Genomic DNA, 18,857 nt, shown 5'->3' on the forward strand with positions numbered 1-18,857 from the left:
ATGAAATCATTAAAATTTTTTAGTATTATTTTTATTGCTATACTATTTTTTTCTTGTCAGAAACAAACCGTTTGGAATGTAAAAGAATTTGGAGCAAAAGATGACAACAAAACGGTTAATACAAAAGCAATACAAGCTGCAATAGATGCGTGTGCAAAAGAAGGAGGAGGAACCGTTACTGTTAATGGAGGTGTTTTTGTCTCTGGAACCTTAATCCTAAAAAGTAATGTTACTTTAAATATTACAGAAAACACTACTTTGTTAGGAAGTATAAATCCGCATGATTACCCAGTAATTGAACCTTTTATAGATGCAACAGGCCAGTTTAGAGGTCAGTGTTTTATTGCTGCAATAGATGTAGAAAATACAGCTATTACTGGTAAAGGAACTATTGATGGTAATGGAAAGATGTTATCTCCAGGGAATGTTAAAAAGACTTTAAAGAGGTTAGGTTTAGAAGATGTAAAACCAGATTTAACAGGGTTAATTACTAAAACAAATAATTACGTTAATAATAATATTCGTTTATCAAACCGTCCTTTTTTAGTAAGAATGGTGCGTGCTAAAAATTTTAAGTTAAAGGATATTCATTTAAGACAACCAGCCGCTTGGACTTTACACCTATTGCAATGCGATAATTTTGAAATAGACGGTATAGATATTTATAGTCACGCCAATAGAAATAATGATGCTATTGATATTGATTCTAGTACAAACGGAGTTATTAAAAACTGTACTATAGACTCTGGTGATGACGCCATTTGTTTTAAATCTACAAGTCCGGAACCAACTACAGATATTGAGGTGTACGATTGTAAAATTAAAAGCGAATGGGGTGCAATTAAATTTGGTACAGAATCTATGGGAGATATGAAAAACATTACCGTAAGAGATTGTTTAGTGTATGATACAAGAGGTGGCGGAATTAAAATTTTAAGTGCGGATGGTGCCAATATAGAAAATGTTTTAATCGAAAATATAGAAATGGTAAATGTAGAAATGCCTATTTTTATTCGTTTATGTGAACGTAGATTGGTGTACAGAAACGCGCCAAGAAAACCTGTAGGAAGCATTAATAATGTAGTGATAAGAAATATTACAGCAAAAGTAACAGATGCAAAAGAGTTAAGACTTCAACCTGCAACCGGATTTTATTTTTCTGGAACCCCAAATCATAAATTAGGGAAAATTTCTATTGAAAATGTAACAGTAGATTTACCAGGTGGCGGATCGGAAGAAGATGCTAAAAGAGTTGTACCAGAAAATGAAGAAGAATATCCTGAGTTTACAAAATTAGGAGCAACACCTGCTTATGGTTTGTTTGCAAGGCATATAGAAAATTTAGAAACAAAAGATATTTCGTTTACTGTTCGTGAAAAAGATGCTAGAAAAGAAGTTGTTAGGATACAGGTAAACTAATTTAAAAACAATAAAATAACATTGTACACTGGTTTTTATAGATGCTGAATTAAAAGGTCTGTAAAAATCAGTTTTTTTATGATGTATGGGGAAATGAATTCAATGAAAAATGGTATTTTTATCGAAAAAGGAAATGATACCAATGTAAGATAGAAATGAATGATTAAATTTGTTTCTTTTTCCTTTTTATTTTAAAATAAAATAGAATAATACATTAAGCTAGTATTCTATTTTCTAGGGTATAGTAAGAAAAAATAATTCAAATTGATCCTCAACCATAATAAAAATCATTAGATATTAGAAATTAAATAAAAATGAGATTAGTAACATTATTTGTTTTTATTGCCATATCAACAATAAATTTAGTTGCTCAAAACTCGTTGCCTATTCCTTTTTTTTCTGATGATTTATACAACTTAAGTAAGCAAACAAGTATCAATTTAAAACCCAATACTAACGATGCTGTAAGAGGAAAAGTTGCTGATTTTTTTAATGATTCTAATAAAACGTTTTCAGTAGACAATAAAAGTAAAACGGCAATGTCTGCTAGTTTTTGGTTTTTGCCAAAACAATTAGAAGTGCATTCTGGAACACTTTTAGGAGAGGATGGTCTGTTCTATTTTAGGTATTTGTCTAACCGACAAATTCAATTCAACCATTATAAAAAAGATAATATCAATACCACAAGTTTATTAAGTAATGATGTTTGGCAACATGTAGGTTTTACGCTTTCTAAAGAAGGGAATTTGATTGTTTATTACAATGGAGAACCCGTGCTAAAAGATCATATTTCATCGGATTGGTGGAAACATAAAAGAACCAAATTAATAGTAGGTAATGACCCTTATGATCTAAAACCAGAAGGTAGTTTTGATAAATTAAAAATTTGGGATTCAGTATTATCTGAAGCCGATTTTAAAGAAGATTACAAAACAAGCTTACGTCAAACAAACCTCTATCACAAACTACAAATATATTTACCACTTCAGGGAGACTTTAAAGATCATTCTTTAACAACTAAGGTGTTGGAAAAATCAGTTGGAGTAGAATTTGTTCAAGATGCAGAAAAAGGCCTTGTTGCTAATTTTAAAAAGGATACTTCTTTATTGAGGTTTAGAGATTTGAAAATTGAAAATCAAATTTCAATAGCAACTTGGTTAAATCCGCAAAAGAAAAAAATACTAATGGGCATTTGTGGAAACAAAGACTTTGCTTTTAGATATAAGCCTATCGATAATATTTTATGGTTTACGGTTCCTAATGTGTTTAAATCAGTTAGTCATCAACCTGCAATAAATACGGAGAATTGGGTGCATTTGGCGGTTACTATAAATTACAATGATAGAATTAATTTCTATATTAATGGAGCGTTGGTAGATACGCAAGCTATAGGAGGCAATATAGGAAAAGACACTTTTTTAGAAATTGGGAATAGCTTTTGGGGAGATGTTTTTAAAGGGAAAATGAGTGAGTTTGCTATTTGGAGTAAAGTGCTTTCTGATGATGAAATTAAAGCGGTGTATCAAGGACAGTTAGAGACCGATAAATTACTATTTAATAAGACAAATAATAGCGCTTTTTATGTAATTGGATCAATGTTTTTATTGATAATCAGTTTGTTGACGCTGTGGTTTATTCGTAAAAAGAGAAAAGAAAATACTACGGTAGTTATTAAAGAAATAGAAAAGAAAGAATTTCCAAAAAGCAACGCAATATTTTTATTCGATAATTTTAAAGCTTTTGATAAAAATGGAATGGATGTTTCACAAGCGTTTACCCCAACATTAATTCGTTTGTTTAGTTTAATACTTTTGTTCCCTCGTGTAAAGCAAAGAAATATTGGTTCTACTGAGTTGTCAGATTTTTTATGGGAAACAGATAGTATTTCTCAACAAAAAAATAATAGAGGTACCAATGTGCATCGTTTGCGTAAGATTTTATCGAGCTTTGAAGGTATTTCATTAAATTATGAAAACCGTAAATGGGTTTTTGATATAGAGGATGGTTTTTTTATTGATATGGTTTTCTTTTACAATTTTTCGTTGCATGAAATTGTAAATTATTCCTTTAAGAACCTACAATTATGTAAAGCTTTAAGGGTGAGTAATTTTGATAATCTGATTCTTCAAATTGATGATCAAAATGTTGAAAAAATAAAAACGCTTTGTATTTCAGCTTTTGAAATTAAAAATTGGGTTCAGTTAAGAGAAGCATCCCACATGTGGTTAAGTGTAGATCCTTTATCAGAAATTGCGTTGAAATATCAAATATCAGCATTGCAACAATTAAATAAAAAACAACTGTCTTTAGATAAATATACTTTTTTTGCTTCTTATTACAGCGATACGTTAAATGAGAAATTTCCTTTATCCTTCGAAGAATGTAGCTTTCTTGTAAAATAAATTACTTTAACTAGAATTTACCCCTTTTTTTACCCTCTTTATTCACCTAACATTTAATCGGTCTGGTTGTTTATTTGTCATGTTTAATAAAATGGATAATGGCTCTTCTCTAAAAATGATAAAGTTGATATTTTTTTTGAGGAGATATGTAATCCTTGTAATGATAAAAAAAAATGAATATAGTTAAAACAGTATTATGCGCATTATTTGTTGTGATACAAATACAAGCTCAGCAAAAAAAACAAAGTAAACCCAATGTATTATTAATTTATACAGATGATCATAGGTACTCTGGAGTGCATGCATTAGGCGGACAAGATGTAAAAACGCCTAACATAGATAAATTAGCTAACGAGGGTATTATTTTTACAAACACTTATTTAATGGGGGCATATAGCGGTGCTACTTGTATGCCTAGTAGAGCTCAATTGCTTACGGGGAGAAGATTGTTTGATTTAGAAGGAATAGGACATACAATTCCTAAAGAACACACTGCAATTGGCGAAGCTTTTTTAAATGCAGGTTACAACTCTCATGTAGTTGGTAAATGGCATCAAGACAATCAGTCTTTAGGAAGAATGTTTAACAGCGGTGCAACAATAATGAGTAGAGGTATTTATTTAACAGATCATTACCGTATGCCATTATGGGATTGGAGAGCAGATGGAAAATATACCAAGAAAGATGCCGTAATATATGTGTATGATAAAAAAGGGAAAATTGTAAAAAGAGGTGTTAAAAAAGGAGAAATTAAAGGACCTATTAATAGTGAAAAAGATGGGCCACATACTTCTGAAATTTATGCCAACAATGCAGTTGATTTTATAGAAAAGAATCAGAAAGATAAACCATTTTTTATGTATTTGGCTTTTCATGCTCCTCATGATCCTCGTCAGGCCCCAAAGAAATATAAAAAAATGTATCCTGAAAATAAAATGAAACTGTTACCGTCTTACATGCCACAGCACCCATTTGATAATGGGCATATGGCTATTAGGGATGAAGCTTTAGCTCCATGGCCTAGAACTCCAGAAGTTGCTCGTAAAGAATTATCAGATTATTATGCAATTATTACACATTTAGATGCTCAAATAGGACGCGTAATAGAGAGTTTAAAAAAAACAGGTCAGTATGAAAATACCATTATTGTATTGTCTGGAGATAGTGGATTGGCAGTAGGAAATCACGGTTTAATGGGAAAACAAAATGTATACGACGAAGATGGAATCCACGTGCCTTTTATTATTTCAGGAAAGATAAAAGGAGAAGGAAGAAGAATAGATGCTTTTAGTTACATTCATGATATTTACCCAACTATTTGTGATATTGTTCAAGTAAAAATTCCAAAATCTGTAACAGGAAAAAGTTTATTGCCTGTAATTAATGGAGAAAAAGAACAAGTTAGAGATTATACCTATCATGCCTACAGACAACATCAAAGAGCTTATAGAAAAGGAGATTATAAATTAATCGAATTTGTAAGAGCTCCAGATTCTGATAATAAAAATGGTGATTTTATAGCAGGTAGCAAAACAACATTATTGTTTAATTTTAAAAAAGATCCTTGGGAAACCACCAATTTGTCCTTTTTACCAGAATACAAAACATTGTTAGCCTCTATGCGAAAAGAAATGAAAGAGAAAGCAATTGAATTGAATGATTATAAAGAACACAATAATTATCCTGTAGATTTTTGGGATTATTATTAATAATTAAATAATAGAAAGTGAGAAGTACTATAAATATTTTGCTGTTTTTAATGGTTGTACTAATTACAGCGTGCAGTAAATCAACAGAGGGAAATAAAAAAGAAAATTTTGATTTTGACTGGAAGTTTTATGCAGGTGAAATAGCAAACACTGAAAATCCAGATTTTAATGATTCAGACTGGAGAACCGTAAATTTACCACACGATTGGAGTATTGAAGGGAACTTTAGTAAAGCCAATCCTTCATTTTCTAGAGGTGGTTGGTTGCCCACCGGAAAAGTAGTTTACAGAAAATCATTTACAGTGCCTAAGCATCAAAAAAATAAACGAATACTTATTTATTTTGAAGGCGCTTATCGTAATTCAGAAGTTTATTTAAATGGACATTTATTAGGGAAAAGACCTTTTGGTTATATCTCGTTTCATTATGATATGACTAAACAGATCAACTTTGGAAAAGAAAACATAATTACCGTAAAATTAGATAATTCTAATCAACCTGGTTCTCGTTGGTATACAGGAACAGGAATTTATCGCCACGTAAAATTAATTACAACTGATAAATTATATATTCCGATTTGGGGTAATTATATAGTTCCGATAAATGTTTTAAAAAATGAAGCTACACTTCAAATTGAAACGACTATAAACAATGATTTTAAGAAGTCTAAAGAATTTGAAATTGTTACTTCAATTGTAGATAATAAAGGTGTTGTAGTTGCTTCAAAAAAAGAAAACCAAAGTTTAGAAGCTAATCATTCAAAATTATATAAGACTGCATTAAAAGTTGAAAATCCGAAATTATGGAATACAGAAAATCCATATTTGTATGCAGTAAAAACAGAATTACTTCTGAATAATGAAATTGTGTATACCGAAACGAATAGCACAGGTATTAGAAAATTGGAATACAGTAATACTGAAGGTTTCAAATTAAATGGCAAAGTAGTTAAATTAAAAGGTGTTTGCTTACATCACGATGGAGGTCCATTAGGAGCAGCAGTTTATAGAAGAACTATTGAGCGTCAATTAGAAAAATTACGAGAAATGGGGTGTAATGCTGTTCGAACTGCACACAATCCTTTTTCTGAAGAATTTATGGATGTTTGCGATGAAATGGGGTTTTTAGTAATGAATGAAGCTTTTGATGAATGGGAAAAACCTAAAGAACCGGCAACGATTCAGAATGGTGAAAAGAAAAAGTTACTCGTTCATAATTATGCACATCAATTTAAAAAATGGGCAGATAAAGACTTAACCGATTTTATGTTGAGAGATCGAAATCATCCTTCAGTAATTATGTGGAGTATTGGTAACGAAATTGACCAAATGCGTGCTCCAGAAGGTGCACCAATAGGAAAACGATTGGTTGATATTGTTCATAAATTAGATTATCGTCCTGCAACAAACGGAGTACACGGTTACTGGGATCCTAAACGTCCTAACCAAGAAGCTGCTGCAACAAGTGATATTTATGGGTTTAATTATATCAAACATGCTCGATTAGATGAAGAACGTGAATTGCTTCCGAATGTTATGGCAGTTATCACTGAGCACGAATCAGCACAATCATTTTATCCACGTTCTACCTATTTGTATAATAGCGCAAAAACAGCTTGGTGGGATAAGCTTAAGTATGAAAAAGAAGATGCTTTTAATTGGGTGGAAAAAAGAGATATTCGTGGAGAAAGCGGTATGGAAGCCTGGAGATTGGTTAAAGAAACTCCATTTTTAATGGGGATGTTTATTTGGACAGGTTGGGATTATTTAGGAGAGGTAATTCCTTTTGGTTGGCCTGCGCGTTCATCTTCATTTGCACCCATTGATTTAGCTGGATTTCCAAAAGATGGTTTTTATTTCTATCAAAGTCAGTGGACAGACAAACCTATGGTACATATTTTTCCACATTGGAATTTAGAAGGAATGGAGGGTGAAAATGTACAAGTTTATGGGTATACCAATGGAGATGAAGTAGAATTATTTCAAGATGGAAAATCGTTAGGTAAACAAAAAAATGATATAAATAAAGTTGAATACCAAACTTGGAATGTTGTTTATAGTCCTGGAGAATTAAAAGCTGTTTCGTATAAAAAAGGCAAAATTATAGCCGAAAAAATTGTGCGTACAGCAGGGAAACCTTCAAAAATTAAAATCGAAACCAGAAGAACTGAAATGAAAGCTAACAGGCAAGATTTAATTTATGTTGAATGTACCATTTTAGACAAAGAAGGAAACGAAGTGCCAACGGCTAATAATTTATTAGAATTTGATATTGAAGGAGCTGCTACAATAGCAGGTGTTGGTAATGGAGACAATATGGGGTTAGAGCCTTTTAAAGCAAATAAAAGAACCGCTTTTCACGGCAAATGTTTGGTCATCTTACAATCAACCAATAAATCAGGTTCAATAAAACTTACAGTGAATTCAAAAGGATTGGAATCTTCAATCATTAATTTAAAATCAAACTAACTTAAAAAAAATACAGCAAGTATTATAAAAAAATAAACAATTTACGTATTGATAAAAAATAGTCCTAAATCTATAAAGGAGCTTGTTTAATCCGTTAAATACAAGCTGTAATTGTAATATGTTGTTCAAAAAAAAACATCTGTTTTTAAATTACTTAGTAATAATAAATAGTTTTGAAGAAAGCAAAAAACAAATTGTTTAGAGTTGTTGGAATGATAAAAATTAAGAATTCTTATACTTATTATAACGTTTCCATAAGTTGTAATGAAGCTGCGTAACTATCCACAAAAAATAAGATGAAGAGCAACATCGTATAGACAATTAAAACATTAATAGTAAAGCTAAAAAACAATGAAATATTGATGAGTAAATTCAATAAAAAGAAGATAAAATGAAAAAATTGAAAGGATTAATTGTGTTGTTTTTAATTACTATTAGCGCACTTAGTGCACAACAAAAACAACCCAATATTTTATTCATAGCAATAGATGATTTACGTCCGCAATTAAATGCTTACGGTTTAAATCATATGATTACGCCAAATTTAGACGCGTTGGCTTCTGAAGGTAGATTGTTTGCAAATCATTTTGCGCAAGTTCCCACTTGTGGAGCTTCAAGAGCTGTAATGTTAACAGGAAAAAATTTAAAATCTAAAGCAGAAATTTTTCATCCTTATTTAGGGAATTCGTTGGCAGAAAAACCCGAAACTGAGCATCCAGAAACGTTTATTCATCATTTAAAAAGAAATGGTTATTACACTATTGGTATGGGGAAAATTAGTCATAGCATTGGCGGGAGAAGAAAAAATAAACTAGAACTGCCACACAGTTGGGATTCTTTTGTAAATAATAAAGATGGGTATCAAATGTATGCCAACGGACAAAAAAGAAATAATAAAACAACACCACCTTTTGAAATGTTAGATGTGGAGGATGACGTTTATCCAGACGGTAGAGTGGCGCAATTAGCAATTAAGGAATTAGAAAAAAGAGCCGATTTAGAAAAACCATTTTTTATGGCTGTTGGTTTTTTAAGACCTCATTTACCTTTCTCAGCACCAAAAAAATATTGGGATTTGTATGATAGAGCTACAATTCCGTTATCTCCAAATCCTGATGCTCCAGAAGGAGTAGCCGAAGAATTTTTACATGATAACAGTGAGTTTTTTGGTCAATATTATTCTCCGGAAAAAGGAGGAGCTGGAAAACGTATTTCTGATGAGTATGCAAGACAAGTAATTCATGCCAATTTTGCTTCGGTTTCATTTGTAGATGCGCAAGTGGGTAAAGTATTAGATAAATTAAAAGAATTAAAATTAGACAAGAATACCATTGTTGTTGTTTGGGGAGATCATGGTTGGCATTTGGGAGATCAAACTATTTGGGGTAAGCACAGTACGTTTGAAAATGCCTTAAAAAGTACCATGATTGTGAAAACGCCTAAAATGAAAAAAGCAGGAACACAAACAAAAAGTTTAATTGCTTCTGTAGATATTTATCCAACACTTTGTGATTTAGCAAACATCAAAAAACCTGAAAATTTAGACGGCAAAAGTTTTGTAGGAATACTTAAAAAGCCAAAGAAAACTACAAGAAAAGCAGTGCTTAGCTATTGGAGAGATCAAATTAGTATGAGAACAAATCGTTATAGATTGGCTGTTTTTAATGATGGAAAAAAACAAGAAATGATGTTGTTTGATCATCAAAAAGATCCTAACGAAACCATAAATATTGCAAAAACAAATGCAGACATAGTAGCAGATTTAATGCTTTTATTAAAAAAAATGAATAAAGGGTATTTACCAAACTTATAACAGAATTAGAATCAAAAAATGAAGAAAAATATATTCTTATTATTTTTTTTATGTATTGTCTCTTTTTTTTCATGTACTTCTGAGAAGAAGGAGGAAAAGCGTCCAAATATTTTAGTCTTATTTTTAGATGATTTAGATCCTAGTTTCAAATGTTATGGTAACCAATTAGTACACACACCTCATATAGATAAATTAGCTTCAGAAGGAATGAAGTTTACACGTTCTTATGCTGCAGCAACTGTCTGTAGCCCAAGTCATACTAGTTTGTTTACAGGGTGTTATTCTTCTACTATAGGTGCAGCACACCACAGAAGTTCTTATATAGATACATTACCAGAAGGATATCATATATTAACAGAATTGATGAAAAATGCCGGGTATTTTACAGTCAATTTTAAGAGCGATGGTGATCTTATGTACAATAAAATTTACGGAGCAACTGCCAAAACAGATTTAAATTTTGACAGAGGGAAACCGGAAAATAATGGAGAAAGTGGAAAGGAAGTTTTTGAACATCTTCAAATCATCAACCCTAAAAACATTGCTACTTATTTCAAAGGCGGACAATGGGATAAAAAAGAAAAGGAACAACCTTTTTTTGCCTATGCAAATATTGAAACGGGGAAAAAGCATGGTTTTATTCCAGGTAGAAAATGGGCGAAAGAAAAAGGCATTGCTGTAGACTCTTCAAAAATAATAATTCCAAAATACTATGCAGATACAAAAGAAGTCCGTTCTATTTTGGCAGCTAGTATGGATGCTGTTTCACATTTAGATGAAGAAGTAGGTAAGTTTTTAACTGCTTTAGAGCAAGAAGGTTTGTCAGAAAATACGTTAATTATTTTAGCTTCTGATCACGGAGCTACATTACCAAGACATAAACAACAATTATGGACCACAGGAACAAAGGTTCCTATGATAATGCGTTGGGAAAACAACATTAAAAAAGGGACTGTAAATTCTGAATTAGCAAGTATTATTGATCTAGCACCTACTTGTTTATCTGCAGCAAATATACCTATTCCAAAAACCATGGAAGGGTTAAATTTATTAAGTAATGCTCCAAAAGAAAGAGATTATTTGTTTGCAACCAAAGATGGTATGGATGGGGTTTTTGATTGTTCTAGAATGGTGATTTCTAAGAAATATCAATACATCCATCATTTTTTTCCCGAGTTGCCTTATAATTCTAACGGGTATGCCAAAAAAGCGTTGACTTTTAAAAGTATGACAAAATTATACAAGGAAGATAAATTGAATAATTTACAAAAAGCATATTATGAGAAAAAGCCTAAAGAAGAATTGTATGATTTGAAAACAGATGTGCAGTCTGAGAAGAATTTAGCTTTGGTAAATAAATTTGAAAAACTGACTTCAACCTATCGAAAGGTACTTTTTGATTGGCAAAAAACATCAGGAGATAAGGTATTAAAAGTACGAGAATTATTAAATGTAAAAGCAGTACCAAAGGGAACAAGAGTAGATAACTTATTAAAATTAAAAGATGAAAAAAATTAAAGGTTTCGTAATAATCTGTTTTATTCTAGTAGAATTTACTTCTGCTCAGGAAATTAGTAAAAGACCCAATATTTTGTTTGCTATCTGTGACGATATTTCCTACCAGCACACAAGTTTTGAAGGGAGTACTTTTGTAAACACGCCAACTTTTGATAAAATAGCCAAAGAGGGAATTTATTTTTCTAATTTTTATGTAGCATCTCCAGGTTGTGCACCTTCCAGAGGTTCTATTGTTACGGGGAGATATCCTTGGCAAAATGAACAATCTGGACAACACGGTTCTTCTTGGATGAAAAAATATGTGCCATTGGCAGATGAATTACAAGCCAATGGATATAAGGTAGGAATGACAGGAAAAGGAGTTTCTCCTTTCCGTTATGCAAAAAAAAAATTAGAAGAAACACTTTGGAGAACAGAGAATGCTGCAGGACCTGAATACAATAAAATTCATTATGATGAAGTACATGATGAACGAACTACAACTAAAATAAGTTCTAAAAATTACTTTGAGAATTTTAAAACTTTTATGAATTCTAAAAAAGAACATCAACCTTTCTTTTTTTGGTACGGAGCACATGAAGCACATAGAGGTTACGAAAAAGATTCTTGGAAAAGAACTAGTAAACAATTAAAAGATGTAACCGTACCCGCTTTTTTACCAGACAATGGTGTGGTAAGAGGAGATTTATTGGATTATGCCGTAGAAATTGAATGGTTTGATGCTCAATTACAAAGAATGCTAACCTATTTAAAAAGCAAAGGAGAATTAGAAAATACCATTGTAATTGTAACCGCAGACAACGGAATGCCTTTTCCTAGAGCAAAAGCGAATTGTTACGATTATGGAGTACACGTACCTTTTGCAGTTAGTTATCCGAAAGAATTTCAGCAAAATAAAATCATAAAAACACCTTTGGGTGCCGTAGATTTAGCTCCTACTATTTTAGAAATAACCCAAACCACACCTACTAAAATGCAATCTATAACAGGAAATAGTTTTTTAAAGGTGTTAAAAGGAGACCAGAAATTAAATGTTAATAATGCGGTGTTTTCTGGAAGAGAAAGACATACTTCTGCAAGATATAATAACCTTGGGTTTCCGCAACGTAGCATCCGTAAAAAAGATTTTTTATACATATGGAATATCACTCCGGAAAGATGGCCTGCTGGCGCTCCTGTTAGTTACAAGTCTAAAGAAAACAAAAAACTGGTTAATAACGTATTTGCAGATATTGATGGCTCTCCCTCAAAAAGTTATATCATCAAAAACAAAAATGTTGATGAGGTAGTTTATTATTTTGATATTTCTTTTGAAAAACGTCCGGAGTTTGAATTGTATAATCTAGAAAAAGATAAGGCTTGTTTAACAAATTTATCTGGAACAAAGGAATATGAACCTATAGAAAAGGCTTTAAAAGAAGAGTTAATACAAGAACTCATCAAAACAAAAGACGCTAGAGTAGTAGGACCAAATAAAGAAGTTTTTGATAGCTATAAGCGTTATTCTTCTATGAGGTATTTTCCAAAGCCTAATTAAAACTCATTTATGATTTGAATAAAATCATATGTGTATTCTAAAAATAGCTACTTAGTCTAATTTTGAGGCTAAAGAGTTTGAGGTTAAAAAAGTTTAAAAAGTAGTATGAATGTTGTTCAGATAAAATAATATAATTATGAACAGTTTAAAAATGATTTATTGCATGCTTAAAAAAGTACAGACACTTTTTTTTCTCGTTTTGTTGCTTCACTTACCTACGAATGCTCAAATTACATTGTTAGGAGATAATTCTCCTCATAAAAATGTAAATGATGGAAATTTTGAATTAGTGAAAGCTTATTCATGGAGAAAAGGGTTACAATCTCCTATGTGGACTTGTAGTCATGGTAATAATAAGCATACAGGAGATAGCCAAATGGCATTGTTTCAAGGTAGAATTTATAGTTCGGTTGCTAAAGGAGTTATAGAATCTAAAGTGCTAGACAATATTTCGGCATATAACAAACCTAAAGAAGGTGATGTTTTAAATTGGGGGTTTGGAACAGATTCTGAATATGATTGTGGAGCTACAATTACAATCAGTCTTGTTTTTGGTGATAAAGAAAGAATTTTAGCCGAAAATATAGCCATTAAAGGAGGAGATTTAAAGGTTCAAGAATTTAAAGGAACCTATACCATAACAAAAGAAGACGCAGCGAATAAGATGCCTTTTGTAAGAGCTGTTTTGCATTCTAATCAAGGTGTGAAAGTTTTTCTAAATTATGTAAATATTAGCGTTCAAAACCCAGAAACCAATGGGCCAGAGATATTGAAAGCCAACGTTGTTTCCGAAGGTATAAAATTGAAATGGATAGATCATAAATTTAAGGATGGCGTTGAATACAATGTGTATAGAGGAGAGAAAATTGGCACTGCTTATCAAAAATTAGCTAGTAATATAAAGACTTTAAATTATACAGATGATACTTTAATAAATGGTAAAGAATATCATTATTTGGTTACAAGAGTTGGCGTACAAGAATCTTCAAAATCGCCAGTGGCAACCATCACAAAAATGGATACGGTAGCTCCGGCTCCTGCAACAGATTTAAAAGCAACTGTTTTTGAAACTGAAGTTCAAATTAATTGGAAAAAAAGCATTGATAAAGATGTGGCAAGTTATGCTGTGTACAGAGGAGATTCCGAAGGAAATAATTTACGTCAGATTGCCTACAATGTTAAGAACAATAAGTTTGTAGATTTTACGCCTGTTAAAGATGTAGAAAATACATATTTTATTTTTGCTTATGATTTTAGTGGCAATAAAAGCAACGCTTCAAAACCAATAAAAGCAAAAGTAAAGGCTGTTTTGGGGACTTCGTTTAGTGATTTAATTTTACCAATGCCTATTACAGATAAATTAAGAGCGGATGTTTGGGGAGCAGAAGGTGTGATTCCTCGTGATATACATAACGGAATTGAAGATCCAGAATGGAGTTATTGGGGAGGAAGACCAATAGAAGATAAAGATGGTAAATTTCATATGAATGTAACGCGTTGGCCAGCAAATGCAACCAAAGGTCATTGGGAATGGCCTTTTTCTACAATCGCTTATGCGGTTTCTGAGCATCCTATTGGACCTTACAAAGTTAAAAAAGAGTTGGCCTATGATTTTCATAACGGTCTTGGTCATAATCCCGATATTATTCTATTGAATGATGGCACTTACATGCTCTATTCTTTAATAGATTGGGAAGCTACATTGTTTACTTCAAAATCAATGGCAGGTCCTTGGAAACGTTTGGGAACTATCAACGTAGATCTTTCTAATTCTGATGTTCCTGAACAGCGAAGTTATGTGTTTTATAGAAATTTATCGGGTTTGCATTTACCTGATGGACGTTTTTTATTTGTAACCAAAGCCGGAGGAATAATGCTTAGTGAAAGCAAGAATCCTTTGGGTCCATATAAAATTGTATCCAAAGAAATTAGACACAATCCTATAATTCCAGAAAAATACCGTAATTCTAATTATGAAGATCCGGTGCTTTGGAAAGATGAGGTGCAGTTTCATATGATGATTAACGCATTTTTAGATTATAGAGCCATTTATTTGCGCTCTGCAGATGGAATCCATTGGAAATTTAACCCAGGTACAGCCTATACGCCACACAATACTTCATATGAAGACGGAACACAAACGCATTGGTATAAGTTAGAAAGACCCCATGTTTTACAAGATAAATATGGAAGAGCAACACATTTATCTTTAGCGGTTATCGATGTTCCTAAGGCAGATGATTTAGCAAAAGATAAGCACAATTCAAAAAACATAATAATGCCTTTGGTGAAGCATAAACGCATTAAAATGTTAAACAAAAAGAAGGTAAATCAGCATACAAAAAGTATCAAAATTAGAATTATTTCTGAAGAAGGATTCGATGCTCAGAAAGATATTGATTTAAGTTCTTTACGATTTGGCGCGTCTGAAGAAGTAGATTTTGGGAAAGGTTGTAAAATGATGAAATCAAAAAAGAAAGGTAAAGATCTTATTGTAACCTTTAAGGGTGATGGAAACGGAATTACAGATAAGAATTTTGTAGGTAAGTTATTAGGTAAAACTACAAAGGGAGCATTATTAATAGGATATTCTAAATTAGTAGCAAATTAATATGAAATATAAAGTAAATTTAAAATTAAGAAAATCGTTTGGCTTGTTGTTTTTCTTCTTGTCAATAACCGTGTTAAATGCAAAAAATATAGAAATATATAACAATATTTCGATTAAAGATAATAGCAATTCTAAAGCGGTAATGTATGCTGTAAAAGCACTTAAAAAAGATTTTAATGTAAAGTTTGGTACCACAAAATCATTAAAAAAAGTTATAAATATTGAGTTGAATATCGATAAAAATCGTAAAGATTTTGATAGCTATAAAATTGAAATTTCTGATAAAAAAATCATCTTTAATGGAGCTGATGAACTTGGTTTAATTCATGCTATTTATGCTTTTTCCGAAGATTATTTAGGCATAGATCCGTTTATCTATTTTACAGATATAGTACCTAAAATGGTACACTCTTTGAAAATTAAGTCTGGAGAAATTACGTCAAAACCGTATACCTATAAACATCGAGTATTTTTTGTGAATGATGAAGATTTAATTGTTGGTTTTCAGATGGAAAAATTAACACATGGTTTCAACTTAGAATTTATGGAAAAATTTTATGAAACCATGTTACGACTTAAAATGACGGGTGTAATTCCGTCTACGTTGGTTTTAGCAGATGAGGCTCATCTTAAATTAGCCTCAGATATGGGGTTGTATATTGCGCAACATCATGCAGAACCCGTGGGAAGTGTGCCACTTTATTGGCCAAAAAACATTCCGTATTCTTGGTCTACACACAAAGAATATTTTGTTAAATTTTGGAGAGATGCCATTGAAAGACAAAAAGGGAAGAATGTAATTTGGACTTTAAATTTTAGAGGCTTGTTAGATCGTGCTTTTTGGGATGATGACCCAAGCATGTCTCGTAAAAGTTCTGCCGCTGAGAAAGCAAAAATTGTAAACGAAGTTATTGAAACTCAGTACAACCTTATTAAAGAAATTAGAGGTGAAGAAGATCCTTTAGTGTGTGGGTATTTATGGGGAGAACTTGGTGGTATGTATCGTGAAGGTCTTATTAAATATCCAAAAAACACCATGATATTGTTTTCAGATCAAGGCTATGGTGAATTTCCGGAAGGCACATGGCAATCTGCAGAGAATACAACGTTAGGTAAAGGCGTTTATCAACATGTATCTTATCATAATCGTAGAACACATTTGCGTATTAATACCATTCATCCAGATGTTTTACACAGAGAAATGGATAAGGCAATTTCGCATGGATTAACCGATATGATTGTATTAAATGTGGGGAATTTTAAAGAGAAAATATTTGGCGTTCAGCAAATGGTGAATTATATGAATAATTTTGATGCCTATAAAAAGGAACCTAATGGCAATTATTATTTCAATTGGTATGCCAAAAACAAATTCAATTCCAGTTCTCTTGCGGTTGTTCAGAGTTACAAAGACTTTTTAACCAATCAGTTTGATCTTGGTGATCCAGAACGAAAACCAGGAGATGAATGGTACTTTTTTTATGTAGAACGTTTATTAAATATGGCCTATCAAAAAGAAATGGATGATAGTTTTTTTAAGAAAGAGTTTCCAGGAAACGGAAAAAAAGCATTTTTGGACTTGAAAGATTTTAATGCTAAAATGAATTTTGTGTTAGATGCGTATTCAGAAATATACACTTCAGCAGAAGAAAAATGGGCTGTTTCCGTACAAAACACCTTAGAAGCCAAAGGAGAATTAAAAGGAAGTAGACTAAATTTTTATACAATAGATATGGCGCTTCCAACAGAAAAAATGTTAAATCTAACAGCTATGGCGGCTGATTTTTCAACATCGTTAAAAGCGTATTTAAATAAGGAGTATCATAAAAGTGAATTAGCGGCATATGCAGCTTTAGAACATGCCAAAAAAGCACTTGATGTGGAGAAAAAAATAGAACAAAACGGATCGGGTAAATTCAAAGATTGGTACCGTTGGGATGAAACTGCTTTAACGTATCGTATTAAAGAGGTGTTAGAAAATTACCTTTTACACGTTAAAGATCTAAAGTTTTTTAATTTAGAATATAAAAATCGTAATTCTAAAACTCCTGGTATTCAATACAAATACCAACCTTCTTTTGAGAGTGAATATCAGAAAGAACTTATTTATATGGAGAATGCAGATTAGGTGATAAAGAATACTTCAATATTTTAAAAAGTACAATATATTTAGATCTTTATTATAATTAACAACAACAGGAAAACACTTAACTGTTTTTCAAAATTAAAACCAAAATTAAAAAAATATACATTGATGATTAAAAAAAATATACTCATAGCATTCAGTTTTTTTGCATTATTTTCTTGTAAATCTAACGTACAAGACAAAAGTAAAGTAGAAGAAATAAGAGATTATAAAAATATAAGTTTTACACCATTATCGCCAGAAACGGTAGCTAGTTTTCAAAATAATGAGACCATAAAACAAGTATTGGTAGAGCCAGATAATTACGTTTGGGGACTAAGTGTGGTAAAATGGGAAGGAAAATACCACGCCTATTATTCTCGTTGGAATAAGAAATATGAGCACAAAGGTTGGATGACCAATTGTGAAATTGCACATGCCGTTTCAGACAATCCAGCGGGACCATTTAAATTTGTAAATGTGGTTTTACAAGATAGAAAAACAACCGGATGGGATTTGAATAATTCTCACAATCCGTATGCAATTATTGCCGAAGGAAAAATTTGTTTGTACTATATTGCCAATGATATCAAAGCATTGCTTGAAAAAGATGCTATTGAATATCCGAATGAAGATTGGTTTAATAAAAATAGAACAGCTATTAGAGATAGCCAACGTATTGGTGTTGCCGTAGCAGATAATCCTGCGGGTCCTTTTGTAAGATCTAAAAATGTTGTGGTAGGACCAGATGATGAAAAGTTTAAAAAAATAGCAGTAAATCCTGCCGTTATTTATAAAGACAATGAGTATTTAATGATTATGAAAGGTGATGATTTAAAATATGATGAACCTTTTAGAATTCAGTTAGTTGGTAATTCTACAAAACCAGAAGGTCCTTTTAATTTTAAAAAGAAACCAGTGTATGCAGAAGCACAAACAGAAGATGCGTGTATGTGGTTTGATCAAGTGATGAACAAACATTATATGGTTTGCCATGTAATGGGAAAAAAGGATTTAGCATTGTTTAGTTCAGAAAATGGTTTTGATTGGCAACAGAATGAAAGAAGTGTTTTTATGAAGAAAGAATTTGTACTTTCGGATGGAACAATTTGGAAACCAAAACGTGTTGAGCGTCCTTTTGTGTTAACCAATGAAAAAGGGCAGCCAATTATGATTTATGTGGCGGTTTATGATAATAATGTCAACGGGAATATTGCAATTCCTATTGAATATAATAATGTTGATAAATAAAAAA

General features: G+C 31.7%; 10 protein-coding genes. All 10 read left to right on the top strand.

The genetic code is table 11. From position 1 onward, the window contains the following. The 10 genes from WHD07_RS00715 to WHD07_RS00760 all read left to right on the top strand — a co-directional run bounded on the left by WHD07_RS00715 (position 1) and on the right by WHD07_RS00760 (position 18,853). A complete protein-coding gene (locus WHD07_RS00715; RefSeq protein ID WP_343329631.1) occupies positions 1-1,419 on the top strand; it encodes a glycoside hydrolase family 28 protein in 1,419 nt (472 codons plus the stop codon). Positions 1,420-1,733: 314 nt separating this feature from the next. Beyond that, entirely contained in the window at positions 1,734-3,821 is a 2,088-nt protein-coding gene (locus WHD07_RS00720; RefSeq protein WP_343329632.1) for a LamG domain-containing protein, read from the top strand. A 173-nt stretch (positions 3,822-3,994) separates the two neighbouring features. Further along, on the top strand, positions 3,995-5,530 hold the full coding sequence (locus WHD07_RS00725) for a sulfatase-like hydrolase/transferase (protein WP_343329633.1): 1,536 nt from the start codon (positions 3,995-3,997) through the stop codon (positions 5,528-5,530). Positions 5,531-5,547: 17 nt separating this feature from the next. Further along, positions 5,548-7,998, top strand: coding sequence for a glycoside hydrolase family 2 TIM barrel-domain containing protein (locus WHD07_RS00730; RefSeq protein ID WP_343329634.1), 2,451 nt, complete (start codon positions 5,548-5,550; stop codon positions 7,996-7,998). Positions 7,999-8,389: 391 nt separating this feature from the next. After that, positions 8,390-9,811: a sulfatase gene (locus tag WHD07_RS00735; protein ID WP_343329635.1), complete on the top strand. Its 1,422-nt coding sequence runs from the start codon at positions 8,390-8,392 to the stop codon at positions 9,809-9,811. Positions 9,812-9,829: 18 nt separating this feature from the next. Next, positions 9,830-11,329 (top strand): sulfatase-like hydrolase/transferase, encoded by a 1,500-nt coding sequence (locus tag WHD07_RS00740; RefSeq protein WP_343329636.1) that lies wholly within the window; start codon positions 9,830-9,832, stop codon positions 11,327-11,329. After that, entirely contained in the window at positions 11,316-12,866 is a 1,551-nt protein-coding gene (locus WHD07_RS00745) for a sulfatase (protein ID WP_343329637.1), read from the top strand. Before WHD07_RS00740 ends, WHD07_RS00745 begins: the two co-directional genes overlap by 14 nt. A gap of 136 nt (positions 12,867-13,002) precedes the next feature. Beyond that, positions 13,003-15,477, top strand: coding sequence for a hypothetical protein (locus WHD07_RS00750; protein WP_343329638.1), 2,475 nt, complete (start codon positions 13,003-13,005; stop codon positions 15,475-15,477). Position 15,478: 1 nt separating this feature from the next. Further along, positions 15,479-17,605, top strand: coding sequence for a glycosyl hydrolase 115 family protein (locus WHD07_RS00755; RefSeq protein WP_343329639.1), 2,127 nt, complete (start codon positions 15,479-15,481; stop codon positions 17,603-17,605). Between the two features lie 126 nt (positions 17,606-17,731). Then, positions 17,732-18,853, top strand: coding sequence for a glycoside hydrolase family protein (locus tag WHD07_RS00760; protein ID WP_343329640.1), 1,122 nt, complete (start codon positions 17,732-17,734; stop codon positions 18,851-18,853). The last annotated feature ends 4 nt before the right edge of the window (positions 18,854-18,857 follow it).

The sequence above is a fragment of the Polaribacter staleyi genome (assembly GCF_038024045.1).
Taxonomy (GTDB): domain Bacteria; phylum Bacteroidota; class Bacteroidia; order Flavobacteriales; family Flavobacteriaceae; genus Polaribacter; species Polaribacter butkevichii.

Coding starts and splice junctions, on each gene's coding strand:
- WHD07_RS00740 (WP_343329636.1), top strand. CDS start 9,830: ATGAAGAAAAATATATTCTTATTATTTTTTTTATGTATTGTCTCTTTT.
- WHD07_RS00715 (WP_343329631.1), top strand. CDS start 1: ATGAAATCATTAAAATTTTTTAGTATTATTTTTATTGCTATACTATTT.
- WHD07_RS00755 (WP_343329639.1), top strand. CDS start 15,479: ATGAAATATAAAGTAAATTTAAAATTAAGAAAATCGTTTGGCTTGTTG.
- WHD07_RS00750 (WP_343329638.1), top strand. CDS start 13,003: ATGAACAGTTTAAAAATGATTTATTGCATGCTTAAAAAAGTACAGACA.
- WHD07_RS00745 (WP_343329637.1), top strand. CDS start 11,316: ATGAAAAAAATTAAAGGTTTCGTAATAATCTGTTTTATTCTAGTAGAA.
- WHD07_RS00760 (WP_343329640.1), top strand. CDS start 17,732: ATGATTAAAAAAAATATACTCATAGCATTCAGTTTTTTTGCATTATTT.
- WHD07_RS00720 (WP_343329632.1), top strand. CDS start 1,734: ATGAGATTAGTAACATTATTTGTTTTTATTGCCATATCAACAATAAAT.
- WHD07_RS00725 (WP_343329633.1), top strand. CDS start 3,995: ATGAATATAGTTAAAACAGTATTATGCGCATTATTTGTTGTGATACAA.
- WHD07_RS00735 (WP_343329635.1), top strand. CDS start 8,390: ATGAAAAAATTGAAAGGATTAATTGTGTTGTTTTTAATTACTATTAGC.